At 58.9% G+C, this 19343-nt stretch carries 13 protein-coding genes and 1 pseudogene; 9 read left to right on the top strand and 5 right to left on the bottom strand.

The window, feature by feature from the left end:
* Positions 1-28 precede the first annotated feature (28 nt).
* The 6 genes from recC (at position 29) to yfiB (ending at position 11720) form a co-directional block, all read left to right on the top strand.
* On the top strand, positions 29-3481 hold the full coding sequence (recC, locus tag KHO49_RS04720) for an exodeoxyribonuclease V subunit gamma (RefSeq protein WP_213664686.1): 3453 nt from the start codon (positions 29-31) through the stop codon (positions 3479-3481).
* Positions 3478-7170 (top strand): exodeoxyribonuclease V subunit beta, encoded by a 3693-nt coding sequence (gene recB / locus KHO49_RS04725; protein WP_213664687.1) that lies wholly within the window; start codon positions 3478-3480, stop codon positions 7168-7170. The genes recC and recB overlap by 4 nt, the downstream gene beginning before the upstream one ends.
* Positions 7167-9248: an exodeoxyribonuclease V subunit alpha gene (recD, locus tag KHO49_RS04730; RefSeq protein ID WP_213664688.1), complete on the top strand. Its 2082-nt coding sequence runs from the start codon at positions 7167-7169 to the stop codon at positions 9246-9248. Before recB ends, recD begins: the two co-directional genes overlap by 4 nt.
* Before the next feature lie 116 nt (positions 9249-9364).
* Positions 9365-9946 carry a regulatory sequestration protein YfiR gene (yfiR, locus tag KHO49_RS04735; RefSeq protein WP_102861706.1) on the top strand — a complete coding sequence of 194 codons (582 nt, stop codon included), beginning with the start codon at positions 9365-9367 and terminating at the stop codon, positions 9944-9946.
* Positions 9943-11211, top strand: coding sequence for a diguanylate cyclase DgcN/YfiN (dgcN, locus tag KHO49_RS04740; RefSeq protein WP_102861014.1), 1269 nt, complete (start codon positions 9943-9945; stop codon positions 11209-11211). The genes yfiR and dgcN overlap by 4 nt, the downstream gene beginning before the upstream one ends.
* A 14-nt stretch (positions 11212-11225) precedes the next feature.
* Entirely contained in the window at positions 11226-11720 is a 495-nt protein-coding gene (yfiB, locus tag KHO49_RS04745) for an outer membrane lipoprotein YfiB (protein WP_102878270.1), read from the top strand.
* Between the two features lie 46 nt (positions 11721-11766).
* On the opposite strand, the pseudogene KHO49_RS31465 reads toward yfiB, so the two are convergent.
* Positions 11767-11910, bottom strand: a pseudogene (locus KHO49_RS31465) (LysR family transcriptional regulator); the annotation flags it as partial.
* A 41-nt stretch (positions 11911-11951) separates the two neighbouring features.
* On the opposite strand from KHO49_RS31465, the gene KHO49_RS04755 reads away from it, so the two are divergent.
* From KHO49_RS04755 to KHO49_RS04765, 3 genes are all read left to right on the top strand, one after another.
* A complete protein-coding gene (locus tag KHO49_RS04755; RefSeq protein ID WP_502937855.1) occupies positions 11952-13436 on the top strand; it encodes a tyrosine-type recombinase/integrase in 1485 nt (494 codons plus the stop codon).
* Positions 13437-13613: 177 nt separating this feature from the next.
* Positions 13614-13961, top strand: a complete 348-nt coding sequence (locus tag KHO49_RS04760; RefSeq protein WP_213664689.1) for a hypothetical protein — start codon at positions 13614-13616, stop codon at positions 13959-13961.
* Between the two features lie 231 nt (positions 13962-14192).
* Positions 14193-14777: a hypothetical protein gene (locus tag KHO49_RS04765; protein WP_213664690.1), complete on the top strand. Its 585-nt coding sequence runs from the start codon at positions 14193-14195 to the stop codon at positions 14775-14777.
* Between the two features lie 415 nt (positions 14778-15192).
* Here the strand turns inward: KHO49_RS04765 and KHO49_RS04770 are convergent, their stop codons facing one another.
* The 4 genes from KHO49_RS04770 to KHO49_RS04785 all read right to left on the bottom strand — a co-directional run bounded on the left by KHO49_RS04770 (position 15193) and on the right by KHO49_RS04785 (position 19207).
* Positions 15193-15786, bottom strand: a complete 594-nt coding sequence (locus tag KHO49_RS04770; protein WP_213664691.1) for a Swt1 family HEPN domain-containing protein — start codon at positions 15784-15786, stop codon at positions 15193-15195.
* Position 15787: 1 nt separating this feature from the next.
* Positions 15788-16444: a DUF5343 domain-containing protein gene (locus tag KHO49_RS04775; protein ID WP_213664692.1), complete on the bottom strand. Its 657-nt coding sequence runs from the start codon at positions 16442-16444 to the stop codon at positions 15788-15790.
* A gap of 73 nt (positions 16445-16517) precedes the next feature.
* Positions 16518-17843 carry a hypothetical protein gene (locus tag KHO49_RS04780; RefSeq protein WP_213664693.1) on the bottom strand — a complete coding sequence of 442 codons (1326 nt, stop codon included), beginning with the start codon at positions 17841-17843 and terminating at the stop codon, positions 16518-16520.
* Positions 17844-18259: 416 nt separating this feature from the next.
* On the bottom strand, positions 18260-19207 hold the full coding sequence (locus KHO49_RS04785; protein ID WP_213664694.1) for a LysR family transcriptional regulator: 948 nt from the start codon (positions 19205-19207) through the stop codon (positions 18260-18262).
* Positions 19208-19343 lie beyond the last annotated feature (136 nt).

The raw sequence follows: 19343 nt of genomic DNA on the forward strand, positions 1-19343 counted from the left end.
GCTTTTTGTATTCTCCAAGGAAGCCCTTATGCCGGACGCCTCGTCCCTCACCCCAGGTTTTATGGTGGTTCACGGTAACCGCCTGGACGAGTTGCGCAGCCTGGTGGTCAGCTGGATGCGGCGCTACCCGCTGGCCCCTCTGGAAAATGAAATCGCCCTGGTGCAGAGCAATGGCATCGCGCAATGGCTGAAGTTGGCCCTGGCTGAAGATCCTGAAGAGGACGACTCCGGCGGTTGCGGCATTGCCGCCGCCATCGATGTGCAATTGCCTGGCAGCTTCATGTGGCAGCTTTATCGTCTGGTATTGGGACGCGATGAAATCCCGCCTAAATCCCTTTTGGACAAAGCCCCGCTGACCTGGCGTCTGATGCGCCTGCTGCCAGAACTGATCGATGAGCCCCACTTCGAACCCCTGCAGCGCTTCCTGACCCACGACAGTGATTTGCGTAAACGCTACCAACTGGCAGAGCGCCTTGCCGACCTGTTCGACCAGTACCAGGTCTATCGGGCCGATTGGCTGGAGGACTGGGCCGCTGGACGCCATTCACTGCGTAACGTTCGTGGCGAAGCCAAAGCCCTGACCCCGGCCAACTGCTGGCAAGCCGAACTGTGGCGAGCACTGCTTCTGGATGTGGGTACCGAGGGCATGGCCCAGAGCCGAGCCGGAGTCCACCAACGCTTTATCGAGCGGATCAATAACCTGGATCAAGCTCCCGCTGGCCTGCCGTCACGGGTGATCGTTTTCGGTATTTCTTCCTTGCCGGCCCAGGCCTTGGAGGCTTTGGCCGGATTGGCCCGTTTCAGCCAAGTCCTTCTCTGTGTGCACAACCCCTGTCGCCATCACTGGGCGGACATCGTTGCCGACAAGGATCTGCTGCGCCATCAGTACAAACGCCAGGCGCGCAAAGCCGGTACGCCACTGGCCCTGGACCCGCAAACCCTGCACCAGCATGCCCACCCGTTGCTGGCCGCCTGGGGCAAGCAGGGCCGTGACTACATCAACCTGCTGGACAGCTACGACGACCCCAACAGTTATCGCGCGGCTTTCCGCGATGGCCGCATCGACCTGTTCAGCGACAGCCAGCCACGCACCATGCTTCAGCAGCTGCAGGACGATATCCTCGAGCTGCGTCCCCTCAACGAGACTCGCGAACTGTGGCCCGAAGTCGATCTCCAGCAGGACCAGTCGATCCGTTTTCACATTGCCCATAGTGCCCAGCGCGAGGTGGAAATCCTCCACGACCAGCTCCTGGCACGCTTCAGCGCCGAGCCCGACCTGCGGCCTCGCGACGTCATCGTCATGGTCCCCGACATCGACAGCTACGCCCCGCATATCCGTGCGGTATTCGGCCAGTTGGAGCGTGATGACCGACGTTTCATTCCCTTTACCCTCACCGACCAGGGACAGCGCGGTCGCGACCCGTTGCTGATCGCCGTCGAACACCTGCTCAAACTCCCGGATAGCCGCTTCCCGGTCAGTGAGATTCTCGACCTGCTGGACGTCCCGGCATTGCGTGCGCGTTTTGGTGTCGATGAAGCCGACCTGCCTACCTTGCACCGCTGGATCGAAGGTGCCGGCATCCGTTGGGGCATGAACGCCGAACAACGTGCCGAATTGGGACTGCCCCAGGAGCTTGAGCAAAACAGCTGGCGTTTCGGCCTGCGCCGAATGCTCCTGGGATATGCGGTCGGCCGCTCCGATGCCTGCGACGGCATTGAGCCTTATGACGAAATCGGCGGCCTGGATGCCGCGCTGATCGGCCCCTTGGTCGCACTGCTGGATGCCCTGCAGATTGCCTACCAGCAACTCACTCAGCCTGCTGTGCCAGCCCAATGGGGCGAGCGCCTGCAGCACTTGCTGGAACAGTTCTTCCTGGCTAGCACCGAGCATGACGATTACCTGTTGGGCCAGCTCGAGGACCTTCGGGAAAACTGGCTGGAAACCTGCGACTCCGTCGGTCTGCAAGATCAATTGCCCCTGACCGTGGTGCGTGAAGCCTGGCTGGCGGGCCTTGATCAGGGCCGCTTGTCCCAGCGCTTCCTCGCCGGCGCCGTGAATTTCTGCACCCTGATGCCGATGCGTGCAATCCCCTTCAAGCTGGTGTGCCTGCTGGGCATGAATGACGGTGACTACCCACGGGCGCAACCGCCCCTGGACTTCGACCTGATGGGCAGCGACTACCGCCCCGGCGACCGTTCCCGACGCGAAGATGACCGCTATCTGCTGCTCGAAGCGTTGCTCTCAGCCCGGGACCAACTCTATGTCAGTTGGGTTGGCCGCAGCATCCGCGATAACAGCGAACGGCCTGCCTCGGTGCTGATCGGCCAGTTGCGCGATCATCTGGCCGGTGGCTGGCGATTGGCCGATGCGCAGCAGTCCCTGCTTGAGGCCCTGACCCAGGAGCACCCGCTGCAGCCCTTCAGTGCCCGCTATTTTCATGACAATGACGTCCTGTTCAGTTACGCCCGGGAGTGGCAGGTATTGCATCAGGCCCCGGCAGAAACCGGCACCACCGAACGCCTCGAGCCTTATGTACAGGATGAGCCCTTGAGCCTGGCCCAGTTGCAGGATTTTCTGCGCAACCCGGTACGGCACTTTTTCAGCCAACGGCTCAAGGTGTTTTTTGAAGCCATGGAAGCACCACTGGCTGACGAGGAGCCCTTTGTCCTCGACGCCCTGCAACGTTACAGCCTCAGCGACAGCTTGCTGGAGGCCGCATTGAGCGATGCCGCACACCCGGATCAGGCCTTGCAGGCCCAGGCGCAAAGGCTGCAAGCCAGCGGCCTGTTGCCTATGGCCGGTTTCGGCGAGTGCCTGCAGCGCGAACTCATGGAGCCCCTGCCGGATTTGTTGCAGCGCTACCGGCAACTGCTGGATCTGTGGCCAACCCCGGTCACCAGTGCATTGCCTGTCAGCCTGGAATTGCAGGGTGTGCGCCTGGAAGGCTGGTTGAGCCACCTGCATCAACGGGCGGATGGCGGACTATTGGCCGTGACCACCATTCCCAACGGCATAGGTTCGCTCAAAACCCGCAAATGGCACCGCTTGATCAAGCCCTGGATCAACCATCTGCTGGCCTGCGCCAGCGGTTACTCCCTGACCACCGCGTTGGTGGCCAGCGATGACAGCCTGCTGTTGCCGCCGTTGGAACAGGATCAGGCTCGGGCGATCCTCGGCAATCTGCTGCTGGCCTGGCAATCGGGCATGCGTCAGCCACTGCCGGTGGCCGTCAAGACTGCCTTCGCCTGGCTGGGCCAGACCGATCCTGACAAAGCCGCTGCCGCGGCCCGCAAGACCTACGATGGCGATGGCCAGAACAGTGAAGGCGAGCGTCGAGAAAGCCCGGCATTGGCTCGGCAATTCGCCGACTACAACGCCCTGATCGCTGATGAAACCTTCAGTGGCTGGGCCGAGACACTCTATCGCCCCCTGCTGGACGCCCCCTGGCGTTCAGCCCTCGGCGAGGAGGCCGGCGCATGACTCAACAAGTCCCTCTGGCCCTGGCCTTCCCCCTACGGGGCAGCCAACTGATCGAGGCCAGTGCCGGCACCGGCAAGACCTTCACCATCTCCGCGCTCTATCTGCGTCTGGTGCTGGGCCACGGTGGCGAGTCCGCAGGTTTTGGTCGCGAATTGCTGCCGCCGCAGATCCTGGTGGTGACCTTCACCGATGCGGCTACCAAGGAGTTGCGCGAACGCATCCGCACCCGTCTGGCGGAGGCCGCACGCTTCTTCCGTGACGAAACCAGCGCCCCCGATAGCCTGATCGTCGAGCTGCGGGAGCAGTACCCCGCCGAACAATGGGCCGCCTGCGCCAACCGCCTGGACATCGCCGCGCAGTGGATGGATGAGGCCGCCGTCTCCACCATTCACAGCTGGTGCCAACGCATGCTCCGCGAGCACGCTTTCGACAGCGGCAGCCTGTTTACCCAGACCCTGGAAACCGACCACAGCGATCTGCTGGGTCAGGTGCTGCGCGATTACTGGCGCTTGTTCTGCTATCCGATGCAGGGCGATGCGCTCAACTGGGTGCGCTCCAACTGGGTCGGCCCGGCCCAATTGCTGCCCCGGGTGCGGGCAATGTTCGGCAGCGAGCGTCGTGAGCCGTCGGAACAGACCCCCAGTGAATTGATCGAAGCCTGTTTGCAGGAGCGTCGGGAAGCGCTGGTGCAACTCAAGGCGCCCTGGCGGCAATGGGCGGTGGAGTTGCGGGAGATCTGTCTGCAAGGCGTTGCCAGCAAGAGTGTCGACGGCCGCAAGATGCAGGCCCGCTTCTTCGAGCCCTGGTTTGAAAAGATCATTGCCTGGGCCGAGGACGAATCCGTTGAGCAGTTGGATATTGGCACCGGCTTCACCCGCCTGACCCCAGACGGAATGAGCGAGGCCTGGAAAGGTGAAGCGCCGCAGCACCCGGGGCTCGATGCCATGGCTGGACTCAAGGCCAGCCTCGACGCCTTGCCCAGCCCGGACGCCGCAGTCCTGCAGCATGCTGCGCAGTGGGTCGGTGCGCGTTTTGAAGAAGAGAAGCGTCGCCGCGCCGAAATGGGCTTTGACGATATGTTGCTGCGTCTGGACAGCGCCCTGCAAAGCGACGGCGGCGAGCGCCTGGCGACTCTGATCCGCGAGCAGTTCCCGGTGGCCCTGATCGACGAGTTCCAGGACACCGATCCGGTGCAGTACCGGATCTTCGAAAGTATCTATCGCATCGAGGCCAACGACCCCGAAACCGGGCTGTTCCTGATTGGCGACCCCAAGCAAGCGATCTACGCCTTCCGTGGCGCCGACATCTACACCTACCTGCGGGCCCGCCAGGCCACCGCGGGACGCTTGCACACCCTGGGCACCAACTTCCGTTCCAGCCAGGCCATGGTCAGTGCGGTCAACCATGTGTTCCTGCAAGCCGAACAGCGCCAGCAAGGGCAGGGGGCTTTCCTGTTTCGTGAAGAGGATGGCGAGAATCCGGTGCCCTTCCTGGCGGTAGCCGCTCAGGGCCGCAAGGAGCGCCTGCAGGTGGATGGCCAAGCGGTGCCAGCGCTGAACTTCTGGCAACTGCCTTCGGAGCAACCGCTGTCCGGGGCCCAGTATCGTCAGCAGCAGGCCGCGGCCTGTGCCAGTGCCATTGTCGATCTGCTCAATGGCGGTCAGCAGGGGCGCAGTGGCTTTGTCCGCGACCAGCAGGAACTCAAGGGCCTGTTGCCGGCGGATATTGCCATCCTGGTCCGCGACGGCAAGGAGGCCCAGGCGGTGCGCGGTGAATTGGCCGCCCGCGGGGTGCGCAGCGTGTACCTCTCGGACAAGGACTCGGTGTTCGCCGCCCAGGAAGCCCGGGACCTGCTGGTGTGGCTCAAGGCTTGCGCCGAACCGGATGTGGAGCGTCCGCTGCGGGCCGCCCTGGCCTCCCTGACCCTGAACCTGTCCCTGGTGGAACTGGAGCGGCTGAATCAGGACGAACTGGCCTGGGAAGCCCGAGTCATGCAGTTCCGCGGATACCGCACGATCTGGCGCAGCCAGGGCGTGCTGCCGATGCTCCGACGCCTGCTCCATGACTTCCAGCTGCCCCAGGCGCTGATGGCCCGCAGCGACGGCGAGCGGGTGCTGACCAACCTCCTGCACCTGTCTGAGTTGTTGCAGCAGAACGCTGCGGAACTGGACGGTGAGCAGGCGCTGATCCGCCATCTGGCCGAGCATCTGGCGTTGTCCGGGCAGGCCGGTGAAGAGCAGATCCTGCGCCTGGAAAGCGACGAGCAACTGGTCAAGGTGGTGACCATCCACAAGTCCAAGGGCCTGGAATACCCCTTGGTGTTCCTGCCCTTCATCTGCTCCACCAAACCGGTGGATGGCAGTCGCCTGCCGCTGCATTACCACGATGCTGCCGGCAAGGCCCAGGTCAGTTTGCGACCGACGCCGGAGCTGATCGCCCAAGCCGATGAGGAGCGTCTGGCGGAAGATCTGCGTCTGCTCTACGTGGCCCTGACCCGTGCCCAGCATGCCTGCTGGCTGGGAGTGGCCGACCTCAAGCGCGGCAACCACAGCAGCTCGGTGTTGCACTTGTCGGCCCTGGGCTACCTGCTTGGCGGCGGTGCCCTGTTGGGCGAGTCCAAGGGATTGCTGCGCTGGCTCCTGGACTTGCAGCAAGGCTGTGAGGCCATCGGTGTCAGCGAGCTGCCTGCGGCCGATGACCAGCGCTTTTACCCACCGCGCAATGACGCCAGGCTGCTGGCCCCGTTGCAGCCGATTCGACGGGCGGCGGAGAACTGGTGGATCGCCTCCTACAGTGCCTTGCGCATCAGCGATACCTTGGGCAGCGGCAGCACCGAAGCACCGGAAAATCCCCAGGCACAGAAGCTCTTCGACGATGAGCGGCTGGACCCCGAGGCCCCTCGGGAAGTCGTCGCCAGTGGTGGCGATATTCACCGGTTTCCCCGGGGGCCGAACCCCGGCACTTTCCTCCACGGTCTGCTGGAATGGGCCGGGGAGGAGGGTTTTGCCGCCGCCCCCGCGGTGATCGAGGATGCCATCGCCCGTCGTTGCAATCGTCGCGGCTGGCAAGGCTGGATTTTGACCCTCAGCGATTGGCTGCAGCACTTGTTGCAGGCGCCCCTGCCTGTGGGGGATGGGCAACCGCCAGTGGTGCTGGGGCGACTGACCCAGTACCGGGTCGAAATGGAGTTCTGGTTTGCCAGCCACAAGGTTGACGTGCTCAAGCTCGACGAGCTGGTGCGCCAGCAGACCCACCAGGGCGCGCCTCGGGTCACCGCCGAGCCGGTGCTGCTCAATGGCATGTTCAAGGGCTTCATCGACCTGACATTCGAACATCAGGGCCGCTATTACGTGGCCGACTACAAATCCAACTGGCTGGGCGTGGACGACGCGGCCTACACCGAGCAGGCCATGGAACAATCGATTCTCGACAACCGCTACGACCTGCAATACGTGCTCTACCTGCTGGCGCTGCACCGGCAGCTGAAGGCCCGGTTGGCGGACTACGATTACGATCGGCACATCGGCGGCGCCTTGTACCTGTTTTTGCGCGGTAGCCGCTCCGCGAGCCAGGGCGCGTACTTTGCCCGGCCGCCACGGCAGTTGATCGAACGCCTCGACCGCATGTTCCAGGGCCAGCCCGAGCCGCCCAAGGCCGAGCCCGCCTGGGAACAGGGAGTGCTGTTATGACCCAGGATCTGTTTGCCCAGTTGGCCGAGCCGCCAGCGCCCCAGTTCGACTTGGCGCCCCTGGCTCGCGCCGAAGACCTGCTGTTGTTGTTAGAGCTCTGGGTCGAGCGCGGCTGGCTGCGGGCCCTGGACAAGGCTTTTGTCGGTTTCCTCCATGAGCTGGACCCCGGCTGCGATCCGTTGGTGCTCATGGCCGCGGCCCTGACCAGTCACCAGTTGGGTCATGGGCATGTCTGCCTGGACCTGTTCGAAACCCTCAAGGAGCCGGATTTCGCTCTATCGCTGCCGCCGGAAGGGGATTCGCAAGGCGGTGCCACGGTGCTGCCTTCCCAGGTGTTGGCGAATCTGGAGGGGGCGCACTGGTGCAAGGTCCTGGCCGGCAGCCGGCTGGTGGCCCTGTCGGCTGATCACGGCGAGGCGTCCCAGCAGCGGCCGTTGGTGCTGTCCGGAAAGCGCCTGTACCTGCGGCGCTACTGGGCCTATGAACGGCGGATCGACAACGCCCTGCGCCAGCGCCTGGCGTCGACGGAAGCGACTCCGGAGAATCTGGCCCAGCGCCTGGACGGGCTGTTTGGCCCGGCCAAGGCTGCCGGGCCCATCGATTGGCAGAAACTCGCCTGTGCCCTGGCGACCCGAGGCGCCTTCAGCATCATCACCGGCGGCCCCGGCACGGGCAAAACCACCACCGTGGTGCGTCTGCTGGCGTTGCTCCAGGCCCCGGCGGTGGAGGCGCGCAAACCCTTGCGCATTCGTCTGGCGGCGCCCACTGGCAAGGCCGCGGCCCGCCTCACCGAGTCCATCAGCCTGCAAGTGCGGTCCCTGGCAGTCGCCGACGAGGTACGGGAAAAGATCCCCAGCGAGGTGACCACGGTGCACCGCTTGCTGGGCAATCGCCCGGGCACCCGGCATTTCCGCCACCACGCTGGCAACCGTCTGCCCCTGGATGTGCTGGTGGTGGACGAAGCTTCGATGATCGACCTGGAAATGATGGCCAATCTGCTGGACGCCTTGCCCATTCATGCCCGCCTGGTGCTGCTGGGAGACAAGGATCAACTGGCGTCGGTGGAGGCGGGGGCGGTGCTCGGTGACCTGTGTCGCGATGCCGAGGCCGGCTGGTACAACCCGCAGACTCGCGCCTGGCTGGAAGCGGTCAGCGCTGAGAACCTGGGCGCCAGCGGCTTGCAGGAAGACACCGGGCACCAGCATCCCCTGGCGCAGCAGGTGGTGATGCTGCGCCACTCCCGGCGTTTCGGCGAAGGCAGTGGCATTGGCCAGCTGGCGCGCTGGGTCAATCAACAACAGGCCGAGGAGGCCCGGCGCCTGCTGGCGGCTCGCAGCCATGCGGACTTGTACAGCTTGAGTCTCAAGGGCGAGCAGGACCGAGCCCTTGAGCGCCTGTTGCTGGAAGGCCACGGCGAGGGGCCACAAGGCTATCGGCATTACCTGAATGTGCTTCGCAGTCAGCGTCCACCCGCGGACACCGCCCTGGAAGACCGCCGCTGGACTGATTGGGCGCGCAACGTCCTGCAGGCCTTCGATCGCTTCCAGTTGCTCTGTGCCGTGCGCAAGGGGCCGTGGGGCGTCGAAGGATTGAACCTGCGGATCACCCAGGCGTTGTTCAAGGCTCGGCTGATCGACAGCGACCAGCAATGGTACGAAGGCCGCCCCGTGCTGATGACCCGTAACGACTATGGTCTGGGCCTGATGAATGGCGATATTGGCATTGCCCTCAAGCTGCCGGAACATGAGGGGCCGCAAGCCGGGCGTCAGGTGCTGCGGGTGGCTTTCCCGCGCAACGATGGCCAGGGCGGGGTACGCCTGGTGCTGCCGAGCCGGCTCAATGACGTGGAAACGGTCTACGCCATGACCGTGCACAAGTCCCAGGGTTCGGAGTTCGCCCATACTGCGCTGATCCTGCCCGACGCCCTGAACCCGGTGCTGACCAAGGAATTGATCTATACAGGAATCACCCGGGCCAAGGATTGGTTCAGCCTGATCGAGCCTCGGGCCGGGGTGTTTGAAGAGGCGGTGCGGCGCAAGGTCAAGCGCCTTAGCGGGTTGATGCTGGAACTGGACTGAGCACTGCGTTGCTGTCCAGTGCCCAGCACCGTTTTGGGGCGCTGGGCTCGCTGCATTTTCCCGGGCTGTGCTATCGTTGCGGCATCATTTCCGTGAAATTCAAAGAGAATCCCTGCATGGACGTGGCTGTCTTCAGGACAGAGCGCATTTTGGGGTGGAGGCAGTGTGTACTGTCGACCATTCTTTGCCTGTTCAGTCTGCTTGCCATTGCGCAGCCAGAGCCGTCAGCCTCTACCAGCCTGGCGGAACAGCGGGCCAAGGCAGTGACGCAAGTGGTGCTGGGTATCCTCAGCTACGCTCGCTGGCCCGTGGAGCCTGCAGAACTGCGCCTGTGCGTGGTGGGCCCGACCGAATACACCGACGATCTGCTCAAGGGCACTACTCAGGCTACCGGCCGTCCGGTGCTGGTGCGTCGCCTGTTGGCCAGCAGCCCGGCAATCGTCAGTGAGTGCGACTCGGTCTATGTCGGCAAACTGAGCAACGATGAACGGAGCCGCCTGTTCAATTCGCTGATCGGCCAACCCGTGCTGAGCATCAGCGAGGGGGGCGATCAGTGCACCGTTGGCAGCCTGTTCTGCCTGCGGGTCAGCGACAACCAAGTGTCGTTCGAGGTCAACCTGGATTCAGTGGCCCGCAGCGGGGTGAAGATCCATCCCAGCGTGCTGCAACTGTCGCGTCGTCGCCCGGCGGCGCCATGAAGCTGTTCAAGCCCAACGCCCGCCCGACCCTGCGGTCGGTTATAGGTCGCGGTCACCTGATCGTCGCCCTGTTGGCGATCTCCATGGCCAGCCTGTCCCTGACCTTCCTCGGGGTCCTGGCATTGCGGGTCTATGCCGATCACAACCTGCACCTGATTGCCCGGTCCATCAGCTACACCGTGGAAGCGGCCGTGGTGTTCAACGACAGTGTGGTGGCCACCGAGGCCCTGGCCCTGATTGCCTCAACCGAAGAGGTGGCCGATGCCAAGGTCTATGACAACCAGGGCCGTCTGCTGGCCAGTTGGCAACGTCCAGAAAGCGGTCTGCTGACCCGTCTGGAAATGCACGTTGCCAGTGCGATCCTGGAAAAGCCCATCAGCTTGCCGATTCTTCATCAGAACCGAGAAGTGGGCAGCGTCAACGTCACCGGCCATGGCGGCAGTCTGCTGCGCTTTCTGCTCAGTGGTCTGGTGGGTATCGTGCTTTGTACTGCCTTGAGTGCCTGGGTGTCGCTGTACCTGGCACGCCGGCAACTGCGGGGGATCACCGGGCCCTTGCGCAGTCTGGCGGAAGTGGCCCACGCGGCGCGGCGCGAGCGGGCCTTTGATCAGCGGGTGCCGCCGGCGGAAATCGCCGAACTGGACAACCTCGGCAACGACTTCAATGCCCTGCTCGATGAGCTGGAAGCCTGGCAGACTCACCTGCAAAGCGAGAATGAGACCCTGGCTCACCAGGCCAGTCACGACAGCCTGACCGGCCTGCCCAACCGGGCGTTTTTCGAGGGGCGGCTGATTCGTGCACTGCGCAGCGCCAACAAGCTCAACGAGCGCATGGCGGTGCTGTTTCTCGACAGTGACCGGTTCAAGGAAATCAACGACAACTTCGGCCACGCCGCGGGTGATGCGGTGCTGGTGGCGGTGGCCACGCGAATTCGCGCGCAGCTGCGTGAAGAGGATCTGGTGGCCCGGCTGGGCGGCGACGAATTCGCCGTGCTGCTCAGCCCGCTGCACCGGGTTGAAGATGCCCAGCGCATCGCAGACAAAATCATCCACAGCATGGACGTGCCGATTCAATTGCCTGGCAACCTGTCGATCATGACGTCGCTGAGCATCGGCATTGCCGTGTACCCGGATCATGGCGTGACTCCCGGCAGCCTGTTGAACGCTGCCGATGAGGCCATGTACCACGCCAAGCGCGGCTCGCGAGGCGGGCAACACACAGTGGGGGCGGAGCTCCCTATCGTTCAGGTTCAAAACAGGAGCTAATTCCCTTGTTCTCAATGACGCAACGTACGGTTCGACTGTTCAGCACCCTGGTATTGATGGCCCTCTTGGCCCTGACCGGCTGCCAGAGCGTGCCGCCCAAAGGTCTGACTCCACAGCAGATCGCGGTACTGAAACAGGAGGGCTTCGAACTGACGGATGAAGGCTGGGCCTTCGGCCTGTCGGGCAAGGTGCTGTTTGGCAGCGATGTGGAGACCCTGAACCAGGCCAGCACCGAGATCGTCCAGCGCATCGGCAAGGCCCTGCTCAGTGTGGATATCCAGAAGGTCCGGGTCGATGGCCACACCGACGCTTCGGGCAAGGAGGCCTACAACGTGCAGCTTTCCGTGCGCCGGGCCAAGAGCGTGGTCAAGGTGCTGACCCAGGTCGGCATGCGTGAAGAGAACATCCAGCTGCGCGGTCTGGGCAGCAGCGAGCCGGTGGCTTCCAACAGCACCGCAGCCGGGCGCACCGAGAACCGCCGGGTGTCGATCGTGGTGATCGCCGACTGATCGGCGATCCACATTTTTGCGGCTTTAGCTTTGTGGCCGCTAAAGATCAGGGGGCGGCGAACAGCATGCTGCGACTGTCCCCCATGAGCAGCGGCCGATTCTGCTCGGTCACCTCGCGGATGTAATCCCACAACAGGGTAATCCGCTTCAGTTTGCGCAGGTCTTCGCGGCAGTACATCCAGAATTGCAAGGAAGTAAGGGTTAACCCAATGATTACGGGGGCTGACCACCATGACCTTCTTTGCAACTCGACCTGCTGTCACAAACGCTGTCACAAAACCGCTGATCTCATTGAGGCCGAGAACGAAGCTCGCCAAGCTCTACCACTATCGGCGTAATGGCATTTACTATCTGCGCCTTCGCGAAACCGGCAGCATCACCCGCACTGCGTCCGTTTCACTCAAGACTACTGACAGAAAGGCCGCTATGGACGCTTCACGACGCCTTGCAGAAACCATCAAGGCTTTCCATCTGGATAACCCGGCAGCCACTTGGCATGAGCTGAGAGAGCGCCTGTTGGTGATCGCAGAGGGATTGTTGTCATCTGCTCATGATGTCCATTCGCTGAGCCACTGGGGCGACTTGTACGAAGACGTGGGAATGAATCTAACTGAGATTTCCGCCACGATGCCGCTCAGTATCGATCAGCACGAACACGTCTCACGGGCAAAGCAAGTGATGGTCGCTGCTCAGGATCGGTTACAGGGTGACTCAGTGCCGTTGGTGAAGATCATCCGGGATCTTGAGGGCGGCTCGGTGGACAACTTGAAACGCGACGCCATTGTTCCTGTGTCCTTATCTGTATTACGTCCAGCGCTGACGTTTGAAGCCCTTTCAGCTCTTTACTTGGCAGACCGCGCGGGAGAACAGAAACCCAGCACTCTCAGCACGACCAAATTCACACACGGAGTCCTTCGAGATGCCCTGGGTCCTTTGGACCTGAGAAGCCACACCCGTGAGGATCTTGTAGGACTGAGGGACAAGCTTGTAGCGACACGAAAGCCTTCAACGGTGAATCAGATGTTGATGAAGCTTTCTGCGGTCCTGAATTGGGCGGTAGAAAATGGTCACCTCGACAAGTCCTTCGATAAGAAACTCAAGTTCACCAAAGGTGTTGAGTCGAGCCGTAAGGCGTTCAGCCAGGACCATATAGCCAAGCTGATGAGCTACGCGAACGGCTTGCCAGAGACCTCGTGGAAGCGCTGGCTATTGAGCCTTGGGGTTATCACTGGCGGTCGTCTCAACGAAATCTCGCAGTTGACCACCGGCGATGTTCAGGCACTTGAGTCGGGTATTACCGTCATTCATATCAATGAAACGGGTGAAGGGAAGTCCATCAAGAACAAACGCAGCGAGCGATTGGTGCCGTTGACTGATGGTGCTTACGGGTTCGACCTCGCGGCGTTCTTGCGGTACGTGGAGTTGTGCAGAGCCAACAGTTCCGGACCGTTGGCCCAAATTAGCTATAGGGCGGGTGGTGAATGGGTGAATCAGCAAGCAATCCCTGCGGCTCTTGGGGAGTCCTTTGGGCCCGGTTTGGTGTTCCACTCGTTGCGCCATTCGCTGGCGTCGCTGATGCAGGCTAAAGGGGTTCCTACGACTCATGCTCAGGCGGTGATGGGGCATGCGTCTGGTACGATTACGTTTGACACCTACGGCTCTGGCGTTCCTGTTGAGACCATTGCCGAGATGCTTGAGGAGTTGTTCAAGCTGTAAGTTAAAACCGTGCGGGGGAGGATACTTGGAAACTGAAAACGTACCACCGGGTAAACGCCTCACACGGCTAAGTTTTCATTGTTGCCTCAAAAGTCTTATGACCAAACAGTTTGTGGGTACCTTGAGCGCTGCACTTACGTCGTGGGTCCGACACCGTCCGGGGAGGAAATCTTAAGCATGTGGTGTGATATCACCAGCAATCTCATGACAGTTACCATGATCGTGAGTCCGTTTGGGTCGAACTCTGATTTTGTGAGCGCCGCCAATGGCCTTATATCTTGGGTCAAAACCACTGGGCCAAATAGGAAGCCAAAGAAGGGCAAGCGAACAGTTTCTTCAGATGAGCTTGATGAAGTTGAATGTGCCCAGGCTAACGACATTCTGTCTCGAATGCGCGCGCACGTAGAAAATATGGAGCGGCGCCAGGTGATTTATAAAATGGCAGAGATAACTGGAGGAATAGAGTGGGCTGTCTACAACGCCCCCGCTGAAAAACTACCTGTACTTAAACCGGGTAATTCATGAGGTTGGACCATCCGCAAAGACGGTAAATGCTCAATAAACCAAATTATTGTCTGTGTCATGGGTGGGTTTTTGCTACTGCGCGTCGCTGTGTCAATTTTGATTTTCTCGCAGGAGTGTGATCTTGCTGAATGAGCGTAGCAGCGCCTTTTCTATGTAGACGTTCTGCAAAACCCCTCACTTTAGGGAAGAAAGACATCCCGTCTGACTTACTTACTGATGAGGAACCACTGCATGCTGACACCTGCTGAATTGTTCGAGTTGGACAAACGTATCGGAGCCCGAACAGATCGTTTGATAGCTATCTACATTGCGCGCAGCGAGATCCCCCCGAGGCCAGTCACGAAGGCCGCCTCCAAGACCGGCAACCGAGGTCGGAAATCCAAAACAATCAAGAATCCGTTTTTCACCTACCTTGGCCCGACCACCTACTATGGTCGATACGCAGGCTTTGCGCAGGACATCGTAGAGGGAATCGCAAGGCTGGACTGGCACGCTCGCCCCATCGACACTGGTGGGAAATCCATGCCGTTGTCAGTTACGAAATGCTTTGTGATCCTTGAGATGCTTGATGAGGTAACCACAGCTGGCGTGCAGGAGCTTTTCGGCTACAGCCAGTCACAGGCTCAGCGCTACATGAAGGCCATAGAGTTGGCAGTCCCGTTTATGATGCAGACCAGACCTCCAAGTCTGATTGCCGAAATGAATGATGACTATCCGTCTGGCGAGAACCCGTGGATCGACGAACTTACAATCCCAGCTCCGGATGTTTTGACCAAGTTGCACTACGATCTTCGTACTCTGGGAGATTCGAATTAAACCCGCATTTATAAGAAAAGCCTTCGGGTCTCCTTGATCTCCTCTTTACCTCTTTGTGAGCTGCTTATGCTTACTGGACCCTCTGTGAAGGGATAATTTTTGTGATAACAACATCCCTCCTTAAATAAAAACTTCAAGTTTCCTCTTTGGACTTCCCTCTGAGTTTGGGAACGGTCTTGCGACCATGATTCCCCTCATCACAAAAGACACTTGTAGACCTGACCGCCTGCTCTGGGTCTCATGCAAAACAACCTACTCGCCCTATTGGCTTGCCTTCTGGAACCACGCTCAAACCTTTTGTGGGGTCGAGTAGCTGGGGCGTGGAGGTCGGCCAGAAGGCAGCCAATATGTAAATATGAACATCATCGACATCAAAAACAAACACGCTGACTACCTAATAAAGTAAGGTTTCGGTTCATTCCGCCAGCCGGAACCAATCACGAAGGCTGAGGTCGAGTCTGAGTTTTTCATCCTCTGCAAGCATGCTGCAGTGCGCGATTGGATTCCTGAGTGAGTTGAGGTTGGACATGATTTTCTCAACTGCTTTTATGTTGTTAAATACACTTGCAAATATTTGCCAGTTTGATTTTATTATCTCTCCGAGCTCTCCAAAGTTGGTGTAGTCGAGTTGGTCTGAGGAGCGCGGAGTGATACCTGACTCTCGCTCTCGTTGTACTCGTTTTTTTACGTCAGTGAAAATTTGTTGAGGGATGGTTTTGTCGTTCCACCAGTTAGCACCTTGGTTAAGTTCCAAGATTTCCGTTATTTGCCGTCGGATAGTTTTTTCGAGGCAATAAAAGAGTTCGTAGCTTCGGGCCATTTCCGCAGCCTCTATTCGCAAGGTTTCTGCAAACTGGGGGAAGTAGGCTTTCTCGATTTCGTTTTGTCCTTCCTCTTTGCTAATTTCGTTGCGAAGCTTTATGGAGAGACTTTTTTCCAGTTGATCTATTTCTGACTCAATTAGCATGTTGGTCATGCCAAATGCTTTTACTGTTTCTTCGAAGGCCATATTAGTTTCCGAGAATGTGTTCTTTTAGGCTTTTAAATATGGCATTGAATACTTCTATGTCTTTGGTTGCTGGCAGATTTAGGTTGATTGTGTAGGCGAGGTTGATTCCCTTACTGCCGGAGCTGTGTTGTGGCGGTATCTGAAACTGAGAAGGTGTTGGTTGAGTTGATTCAATTGGTATTGCTCTGCCGTTGGTTGACTCTATCGCTTCGATTGCGTCGTCGCTTTCAATGTCGAAATCCGAGATTTTTCTAAGTGCATTAAGAGTCGTTAGTGTTGCTTTTGTTGCTGATGAGTCTTTTTCGCCGCCTGTACATTCCACAATTAAGCCAAGTATCTCTTGGTCAGAAGCGTCGTGGACGTATTCATTCATCTCATAAAGTTTTTGATAAAGCTTTTTGAAGGCTTTACCGACTGCGATTCTTGATTTTTTCGGGTTTCTGAACTCTTTGTACGAGTCGGTCGGAGTTCCGTCGCTTGCTACAAATCCCATCTTTTTTAGAAATGGAATGCAAGCGGCGGCGGTTCCGCCTTTCATTGCTAACTTTGTCGAAACAAAGTCTTGAGTGACTCTCTCGGGAACGGATGCTGACTTTATCTTTTCCAGCATGTTAATGAGTGTTCCAACAGACGTGCTGTAAGGTAGGTTTTCCGCCACGGCTCAGTTCTCCTTTAACTTGCAGCTTGAGCTTGCAAGCTCGTGTGTTAGCCTTTGAGTAAAGTTGGGTTGTTTACTTCATATAAAAATCATATGTCGCTTTTACGCTGCTTGGGACACTTGCAGGGTCTATGAGTGTTAGCGTTTGCTTAAATCTTTGGCGGCAAGAAGCATGGCTCGATACTCTGCGAGCGAGTGTGGTTGCCGGCGTGGCTGCTAATCCAATCATCATAGCAACCTCTCGGGGTGAGAAAGAGCGAATGAGTTGCTCGTAACTTGGTACTGCTGCCCAGCATACACCGTACCCATTCCCGATAATGCAGCAGACAACTACTTGTACAAATTTCTCTTGGGTAGTCTCAGGGATAGCACTTTGTTTTGAGAGCTCTAAAAGCCGCTCTGCAAAAGGAGGCTCGTTATAGAAATTGTTCGCGCCGTTGTGGACGTTCCATAGCCGATCAATTGCTCGGTAAAAAACCGCGTGCTGTTCGGATTCGTTCAGAAGAGTTAGGAGTCCAAGCTTCTCGAAGAACTGGAGCGAAGCTGTATGGCGTGGTTCATCTCCCTTGGCTGCATACTCACTGTGCTTGTTCACGAGATCTGATCGAAGGTCAGCAGTGAATCCATTTTTGAGAGCGCTGCAAACGTCTAATGCGTTGAGTCGAGATGGCTCGGACGTGTTGGGATCACAATAAATTCCATGCACCATAACGATCAGCATTTGTCGCTGAGCATCGTGAGTTTCGGAAAGACGTTGCACCCAAACGCCATTCTGATTCGCGTTGAACCGCGCACCTTTGATCGCAGTGATGAAAGCGCCAATGTCGACTCCTCGTGGTGAAGAGGCGTCTGCAAGCGCGTAGCGGACACATCTATTGAGGAATGTCGTGAATTCACGATCATTTACTGTCCCAATAGTGGGGTGTGCAGCAGAGAAATTGTTCCGGACATCACGGCACTGATCGAGGAAGAAAAAACCGTCCTCGTTGACCAGATTTAGCTTCAATGAAAGTTCAAGGAGTCGGCTATCTTGCAGTTCCAATAGATGCTTTTCCTCAAAATCTGACTGAAGAATTTGAGCAACTATAGGCAGGCCAAAGTTTCGTATTTTTGTACGTAGCTGCAAAATGGCAGCGTTCCAGATGTAATTCATAGCACTGTCAAAAAGGCCAGTGCTTACCGCAACACACATTCTTGCAACCAACTCACCACGCAACGGCGCCGGTATGTCTCTAAGCTCACGTGGCAAATCTCGCCATGCGTACTCTATTTCCTCATCGCTTGCCAGAACGGTTCTTGGGATTCCAAGTGCTGTCGTCAGCGAGGTTAATGCGGGCAGCACCGTTGAGAGTAGTGCTGGAAGTGCTGGCTCAGGGGGCGTTGGTACGATTGAGGACATGCTGTTCTTCCTTGATTCTATTAGGGCGTAACCCGACTGGCCGACTCCCCATGGATAGATGGGGATGGCATCTCGCCATGCCTAAGATCTGAAGCTATAGGCTGGTAGGACTTTCAGCAACCCCCTCGCGCAGATTCCCTCATGTGGTTTTCTGAACTGATTCTTTGAGCTCCTCAATGGGATCTGACAGAAATTTTCGAGACATCACCTCACTGAGTTACTCCTTGCGCGTTCCCCCCTGTATGCCCTCGCATGGGCGTCCACCACCGGGGCCAGAATTGGGGGCTTATCGCGCCTATGTGTCACCGTGAGGCCCCTTTCGGATGTCACAAGTCCTGCGCCAACCCCTGTCACAATCCGTTGCCAAGAGACTGTTGACCCCGTTACGATGAGCTTCCCTTATTCCTTGCAGACGCTCAGTCTGTGAACCGAAGGACCCTCGTTTGGCCCAGCAATAACGGGCTGTTCAGCTCTGTGATCTCTCTTATGTAATCCCATAACAGAGTGATCCTTTTGAGCTTCCTGAGATCCTCCCGGCAGTACATCCAGAATTGCCGGGTCAGGTTGATCTCCTTGGGCAGCACCGGCAGCAGGCGCGGGTCCTGGGCCGCCAGGAAGCACGGCAGGATCGCCAGCGAGCGGCCCTGCTGCGCCGCCACGTACTGGGCAATGACGCTGGTGCTGCGCAGGTTGGCGCTGGCCCCGGGCACCACATTGGCCAGGTACAGCAGCTCGGAACTGAACGCCAGGTCGTCCACGTAGCTGATGAATTGATGCTCACTCAGGTCGCCGGGGCGGCGGATCGGCGGGTGGCGGTCGAGGTATTCCTGGGTGGCGTATAGCTGCAGGCGGTAGTCGCACAGCTTGCAGCACACGTAGGGGCCGTGCTCCGGGCGTTCCAGGGCGATGACGATGTCCGCCTCGCGCTTGGACAGGCTGATGAAGTGCGGCAGCGGCAGGATGTCCACTGAGATCGCCGGGTACTCATCGAGGAAGTGGCTCAACTGCGGGGTGATGAAGAAGCTGCCGAAGCCCTCGGTGCAGCCCATGCGTACGTGACCGGACAGCGCCACGCCAGAACCCGAGACCTGCTCGCACGCCATGTGCAGGGTGCTTTCGATGGACTCGGCATAACCCAGCAGGCGCTGGCCCTCGGCGGTCAGAACAAAACCGTTGGTGCGGGACTTTTCGAACAACAGGGTGCCCAGGGCGGTTTCCAGCGAACCGATGCGTCGCGACACCGTGGTGTAGTCCACCGCCAGGCGCTTGGCCGCGCTGCTGGCCTTGCGGGTGCGCGCCACTTCGAGGAAAAACTTCAGGTCGTCCCAGTTCAGGGTGCTTAGCGAGGTGATGTTTTTTTGCATGATGGACCGGTTTTTATGTGCGTTCTTATTAGAAGTTTGCACATCTATACTCCAAAAACCGTCCGACACCAACTCGCGACAGCCCCCTCTTTCAAGGCGTTTGCCCGCCTTGGTTCCCTGCATAAGAACTCAAGAA

The organism is Pseudomonas sp. RC4D1, assembly GCF_018390395.1.
Lineage (GTDB): Bacteria > Pseudomonadota > Gammaproteobacteria > Pseudomonadales > Pseudomonadaceae > Aquipseudomonas > Aquipseudomonas danubii.

Bases quoted from the DNA above. Each gene is read 5' to 3' on its own strand.
- recC (WP_213664686.1), top strand. From the start codon at position 29: ATGCCGGACGCCTCGTCCCTCACCCCAGGTTTTATGGTGGTTCACGGT.
- recB (WP_213664687.1), top strand. From the start codon at position 3,478: ATGACTCAACAAGTCCCTCTGGCCCTGGCCTTCCCCCTACGGGGCAGC.
- recD (WP_213664688.1), top strand. From the start codon at position 7,167: ATGACCCAGGATCTGTTTGCCCAGTTGGCCGAGCCGCCAGCGCCCCAG.
- yfiR (WP_102861706.1), top strand. From the start codon at position 9,365: ATGGACGTGGCTGTCTTCAGGACAGAGCGCATTTTGGGGTGGAGGCAG.
- dgcN (WP_102861014.1), top strand. From the start codon at position 9,943: ATGAAGCTGTTCAAGCCCAACGCCCGCCCGACCCTGCGGTCGGTTATA.
- yfiB (WP_102878270.1), top strand. From the start codon at position 11,226: ATGACGCAACGTACGGTTCGACTGTTCAGCACCCTGGTATTGATGGCC.
- KHO49_RS04755 (WP_502937855.1), top strand. From the start codon at position 11,952: ATGACCTTCTTTGCAACTCGACCTGCTGTCACAAACGCTGTCACAAAA.
- KHO49_RS04760 (WP_213664689.1), top strand. From the start codon at position 13,614: ATGTGGTGTGATATCACCAGCAATCTCATGACAGTTACCATGATCGTG.
- KHO49_RS04765 (WP_213664690.1), top strand. From the start codon at position 14,193: ATGCTGACACCTGCTGAATTGTTCGAGTTGGACAAACGTATCGGAGCC.
- KHO49_RS04770 (WP_213664691.1), bottom strand. From the start codon at position 15,786: ATGGCCTTCGAAGAAACAGTAAAAGCATTTGGCATGACCAACATGCTA.
- KHO49_RS04780 (WP_213664693.1), bottom strand. From the start codon at position 17,843: ATGTCCTCAATCGTACCAACGCCCCCTGAGCCAGCACTTCCAGCACTA.
- KHO49_RS04785 (WP_213664694.1), bottom strand. From the start codon at position 19,207: ATGCAAAAAAACATCACCTCGCTAAGCACCCTGAACTGGGACGACCTG.